The sequence below is a fragment of the Robinsoniella sp. genome (genome assembly GCF_034124845.1).
On sequence record NZ_JAWYAJ010000576.1, the window covers coordinates 1 to 5950 of the forward strand.

The 5950-nt window shown below is 42.5% G+C and carries 5 protein-coding genes and 1 pseudogene; 1 reads left to right on the top strand and 5 read right to left on the bottom strand.

Features of this window, described 5'->3' with window-relative positions; translation table 11 throughout:
- A pseudogene (locus tag ACH2DQ_RS28490) lies at window positions 1-699 on the top strand (argininosuccinate synthase); the annotation flags it as partial.
- Between the two features lie 130 nt (window positions 700-829).
- On the opposite strand, the gene ACH2DQ_RS28495 reads toward ACH2DQ_RS28490, so the two are convergent.
- From ACH2DQ_RS28495 to ACH2DQ_RS28515, 5 genes are all read right to left on the bottom strand, one after another.
- Entirely contained in the window at window positions 830-2344 is a 1515-nt protein-coding gene (locus tag ACH2DQ_RS28495; protein ID WP_394913474.1) for an ATP-binding protein, read from the bottom strand.
- Window positions 2345-2359: 15 nt separating this feature from the next.
- Window positions 2360-3709, bottom strand: a complete 1350-nt coding sequence (locus tag ACH2DQ_RS28500; protein WP_394913473.1) for a VWA-like domain-containing protein — start codon at window positions 3707-3709, stop codon at window positions 2360-2362.
- 97 nt (window positions 3710-3806) lie between these two features.
- Window positions 3807-4715: a leucine-rich repeat domain-containing protein gene (locus tag ACH2DQ_RS28505; RefSeq protein WP_394913472.1), complete on the bottom strand. Its 909-nt coding sequence runs from the start codon at window positions 4713-4715 to the stop codon at window positions 3807-3809.
- A gap of 72 nt (window positions 4716-4787) precedes the next feature.
- Window positions 4788-5042, bottom strand: a complete 255-nt coding sequence (locus ACH2DQ_RS28510) for a hypothetical protein (RefSeq protein ID WP_027294367.1) — start codon at window positions 5040-5042, stop codon at window positions 4788-4790.
- Between the two features lie 121 nt (window positions 5043-5163).
- A partial coding sequence (locus ACH2DQ_RS28515; RefSeq protein WP_395028754.1) for a DegV family protein occupies window positions 5164-5950 on the bottom strand: 787 nt, incomplete at its 5' end.

A 5950-nucleotide genomic window follows, 5' to 3' on the forward strand; every position in this document is an offset into this window, starting at 1 on the left:
AGCTACAGTCGTGACCGTAACCTGTGGCACATCAGCCATGAAGGTCTGGAATTGGAAGACCCGGCTAATGAACCAAATTACAACCACTTGTTAGTGCTGGGCGTATCACCTGAGAAAGCTCCGGAAGAAGGCGAATACGTTACCATGACCTTTGAAAAAGGTACCCCTATCAGCTTAAACGGTGAAGAGATGAAAGTATCTGAAATCATCACCAAATTAAATGAACTGGGCGGAAAACATGGAATCGGTATTGTAGATATCGTTGAAAACCGGGTTGTAGGAATGAAATCCCGCGGCGTATATGAGACACCGGGCGGAACCATCCTTATGGAAGCACATGACCAGTTAGAAGAATTAGTATTAGACCGTGCCACCATGGAAACTAAAAAAGATATGGGCAACAAATTTGCTCAGATCGTATACGAAGGCAAATGGTTTACCCCTCTTCGTGAAGCAATCCAGGCATTCGTTGATGTAACACAGGAATATGTAACTGGAGAAGTAAAATTCAAGCTCTACAAGGGCAATATCATCAAAGCCGGCACTACTTCCCCATACAGCTTATACAGTGAATCTCTGGCAAGCTTTACCACCGGAGAGTTATATGACCATCATGATGCAGACGGGTTCATCACACTGTTTGGTCTTCCGTTAAAAGTACGTGCTATGAAAATGGCTGAGATCGAAAAAAATAAATAATAGAAATAGATAATAGAAATAAGTAATAAAAAAATATCTGAATTCGTGTAAAAAGCATAAAATAGCCAGACATATCGATTGATTGACATGTCTGGCTTTATTCCATTTTTCCTGCTCTTGTAAGATATCTTTAAATATTCCCAAGCTCCTCAATTTCATCCAGCTGATGTAAAATCCCTTTTTGTTTTTCTGCAAATAACAAGGTCTTATTATATTTATAATACCGGTCACAACCGTTTTCATCCACAAACCATACACTATAAAAATCAGTATTGAGTTCCGTAATAAAGATAACCATTTCCTGGCTGTCCCCAAATGCTGCTTCCATAAAATCAAAAGCAAAATTCAGCGCCTCCTCTGCTTCTTTGAATGAAGTACTGCGGGATACCGTAATATCAGCAAATCGTTCCTTCACTGCTTCAAAAGCTTCCTCATTATCTATAAAGCTTCCCGCTTTTAACAGATTTTCATAGTCTTCCAACTGGGCAGCAGCTTTTCTGCGGATGTGCTCCTCCTCTTTGGTCAGCTGCTCTGCTAAAAGCAGCCTGGCAGTCTCTTCTTCCATTTTCCGGACAATCTCTCCCATTGCAGCATAGGCAGATTTGCCTAACCTGTCTTTAAAACGCTTTAGCTCCTCATAGACCATTGTTACAAATGCGTCACTGCGGTAACAAGTCCGAAACAGTTCATCCAGTCTGGAAACCAGAAGTCCGATCACGCTTAATTTTTCATCAAATGCAGCACGCCGCACTTTGTCAATGGCAGTTTCAGATATGTGCCCCTTTAGAATATCGGCAACCTGATAATCCTTTTTATATTTTTGATACAATTCCAGGTAATTAGAGAAATCCTTTGCGATCTTCCAATGCTGAATGTACTGGTAAACCACTTCCCGGTCAACCCTTTTTCCCATAGCTTCGTAGACCTTGATCAGCTGGGACAAATCCTCCCATCCTCTTGCCGTAGCAAAAAGTTTCCCATCCACAGTGGTCTCTATACAGTAAAAGTGATTTTTCTTCAATTCCAGATATGACAGCACCCCATGGTGGATACCTGCCTGGTAAGCGTATTCTTTCCATACCGAGAAGTCCTCTTGTACATCAATTTTCTTAATACGGTCCAGGGTAACCACATCAAAATCCCTTACCGATTTATTGTATTCCGGGGGATTTCCAGCGGATACAATCACCCAGCCATCGGGAACCTTCTGGTTTCCAAAAGTTTTGCACTGTAAAAACTGAAGCATGGTGGGCGCCAGAGTTTCCGACACACAGTTAATCTCATCGATAAATAAAATACCTTCCCGGATACCGGTCTTTTCCATTTTTTCATACACCGAAGCAATGATTTCACTCATTGTGTATTCGGTAACCGACACCTTTTCCCCGTGAAACTCTTTTTCAACAATATAAGGCAGCCCAATTGCACTCTGCCTGGTGTGATGGGTAATGGTATAGGCCACCAGCCCTACCCGGCACTCTTTTGCAATCTGTTCCATGATCTGGGTCTTGCCAATTCCCGGCGGTCCGATGAGTAGCAGGGGCCTTTGCCTCACTGACGGGATCTGATATTCTCCGTATTCATTTTTCATCAGATATGCTTCAATGGAATTTTTAATTTCTTCCTTAGCTCTTTTAATATTCATTTCTATTCTCCTATATCATCTATCATCTTGAACAGGATACCGGTTTGACAGCTCCTCTTCATCTATAATTATTTTTATCGCCCAGGGAGGAACCTGTGTATCATCGTAGTCCTCACGCATAAATACAAATGCGGTATCATAGGGCGGCATATTCATTGGAAAAATCCCATACCCATCTGTAAAATACAACAGACCTTTGAGATTTGTAAACTCTTTTTTTCTGCATAGCTCATTCACATAAGCAAAAGCCGGACGAAAATCCGTCCCTCCGCTTCCCACAATTTCCATCTCTTCCATATATTTCTGTAATTCTTCTTCGGATGTAATTTTATTGTCCTGCTGCACCTTTTCATCACATTGAATGATGTGGATATTTACCTTCCTGAAAAAACTGTCGTTCTCCTTTAGAATATGATAAGTTTCCTCCAGAAAAAGCCGCACCAGATGTCCCGAACAGGACATGGATGTGTCGATCACAATGGCAAATTCTTCTATTTTCATTACTTCTTTGGATTCTACCGGTTCAATCAGCGGCATATTGCCATACATGGTCATGCCGTAGGTATAAAACGCATAATCAAACTGGTCCGTATCTACCTGTATCTCTTCTTTTAACACGGAAAATTTTCTTAAAAACCTGCGGTAATCATCGCCCTCTTTCTTACGTACTTTCAGCTGCTCCCGCAAGCCTCCTGATGCCTCCACAGATTCCTTAGAAAAGGTGTCCAGATCCATCTCCATCTGCTCCCGTATATCCTGCCATTTCTGGTTCATTTCACTGTTTTTTTCGGATTCTTCCTGTTTATTCCAGTACTGATGGCTGTCCTGACAGAATTCCCGAATCAGTTTTTCCAGTTTTTTGTTATTTACACCAAAATCCATATTTTGCAGTTCCAGGTAAATCCCTTCAGCAGTGAGCACCTTCAGGCTCCTGCGAAGCTCCCGGTACGTACTTTCCCGCAGCCAGGACATCCCCTTTTTCAGACAGCGTATCTGCATGCTGTCAATAATGGATTCAACAGCAATATCGCATGCCAGGTTCCAGTAGATTTCCTCCCGTTTTTCGGTTTCCACTACATGAAAAAACAGGCAGTGCAGCACCTGATGCAGATATGTCCGGTTTACCATGGTGCGGCTCTCACGAAATAAGCCCCCTAGAAACCTTGCATTGTAATAAATGACATTTCCGTCCGTTCCAAGACTGTTCAGTTCCATATCCATCTGATATTGAAACGATGACAGCGCAACGTCTAGAAAACGCATATGAATGTATAACTCATTTCTGGCGTTAATCAGGATATCAAAGCCTGCCTTTTGAAGCCGCTCCCATATTTCCTGTTCTCTCGCCGCGAAATCTTCAGCCATATAGACTCCCTTCTATTTCCCTATTGCATTTATCTAGTGCCACCCGGCGTAAATTCGTGGGTATATAGTTATCGTGGCGTATTTACTCCGGGTGGTACTATAATTCAAAGCTCTTTTTCTTGTTTTCATAATGCTCATATTTATAATCCATAAAATATCCAACCGCCTCCATGCGCCCCTGCTCCCTGGCATAACATATAAGCTGCTCTAAAACATCAGACTGCCATCTGATCTGGCTGCTTAAAAAGTCCAGCTGATGCATACGATCTGAACGAATCAGCCACATCCCTGCAGCTGCACTGTGACCGGTTAAATATTCCCGATACTGTAACTGATGCTCCTCTGTTAACTGCCAGGGATATTCCAGTCGGTATAGCGCCAGATGGACACAGAAATCTTCCGATTCCCATGCTTTTGCATCGTAAAACAGGCTGTCATATTCCAGAAATTTAAATGCTCCGTTATGAAAGCACTGCCGATAGGTATATCCCGAACCATGGATGCGGGTTTCTAAAATCCTGGCGGGCGTATTTTCCACTGCCTCTTCATAATATTCCGGAAACAGCAGCCTGGCGATAACCTGTCCTTCCCGGCTTAATTTCACTTCTACCTCGTGATTTAACTCTGCAACGACATTTTTAAAACAATATTCCTCAGGGCCGTCCAGACTAATCTTTAACCTGGATAGTTTTGCACATCCGGTAAATGCTCCCCCGCCGATCTCACGGATTCCCTGATACAGCGCCAAACGTGTAAGCTGTCTGCACCCGTAAAATGCATAATCACCGATTGTCCGTACCGTTTCCGGCAGAATTACCTCTTCCAGCATATCGGCACAGACTGCCTGTTGTCCCCCATCCCCGTCATATGCCCCGGAAAATATATACCTTCCCAGAGCAGTCACCGGATATCCTTCCAGCTGTCCGGGCAGTTTAACTTTACCTGCCTCCCCGTAACAGCGTAGAATACAGACTTCATTATTTTCTATTTTATAATCAAATTGCAACCTTCCGGTTCCTCCTTGTCTTCCTGATTACCAAAAAGTTACAGCCGGAATGCTACGCACTCCGGCTGTCCATTATTTTGCTGCTTCTGTTTCCGTTTCATTTAATCCCTGTAAATAATCGTCCACGGCTGTTGTCTTCACCTCGTAGTTTTTTACCGGAGGTGTATAGAACTTATTAAAAGCCGAAAAACCTACCCATCCAACAATGACAAGACACACTGCCAAACCACCCAGCTTCATCAACATTTTATTTCGTTTCTGTTTTTTAAGAAGCTTTTCACGATTTGCTTTTTCTTGTTTGTAACGGTCTACTTTCTCCTGACTCATATGTTCTTCTCCTTACTTCTGCTATCTGTCATTTCTTCAAGCACATTTTTTATATTATATCACAGATTTGTAGGAATTGCATGTATTTTTTAATTCTTTTGACATTTTTACGGCAGTAATTTTAAACAACAATTATGATTCCACCATCATTTGCATACATGCTGCTGATCCCGGCAGTATCGATTATAAAGATATCCTTCAGGGTTAATCTGGACAGCAATGCATCCTTTATCATTTTCGCGCGGTCCGGACAATTACAATGAGAAATAGCCAGAATCTTTTCTTCCGAATTTTCAACCTTCTCAACAATAAAATCTACCATTTTAACCAGCGCCTTATTCATACCTCTTGCCTGATCCAGCTGAACAATGGTACCTTCCTGGGTAGCCCCCATTACAGGTTTAATCTTAAGTGCTGTTGCTACAAATGCCTTTACTTTGCTGAGACGTCCGTTTTTCCGGAGGGTATCCAGATTTTCCAATACGAACCAGGTACTCTGACCGGCTATATACCGTTCTACTGTGTCCACAATCTCTTCAAATTCCATTCCTGCATTTTCGCATTCCTGTATCTTCATACCAATCAGAGTCTCTCCAATCGACGCTGACTTGGAATTGAAAATATGAACCTTTTTATCCGGATGTTCTTCTAAAAATAACTTTTTCCCCAGTTCCGCACTGTTATAGGAACCGCTTAACTCTGCCGACAGTGTAACCGCATATGCTCTTGGCGCTCCGCAGTCAAAAGCACTCATATAGGCTTCCGGTGACGGACATGAAGATTTGGGACAGTTGGGACTTGCAGCGATCTTTTTCAAAAAATCTGCCTGGTCAAATGTTTCATCATCCACAATCGTGTAATCATCCACCTGCATGGTAAGTGATGCTGTAGCAAAATGACCGTCTTTC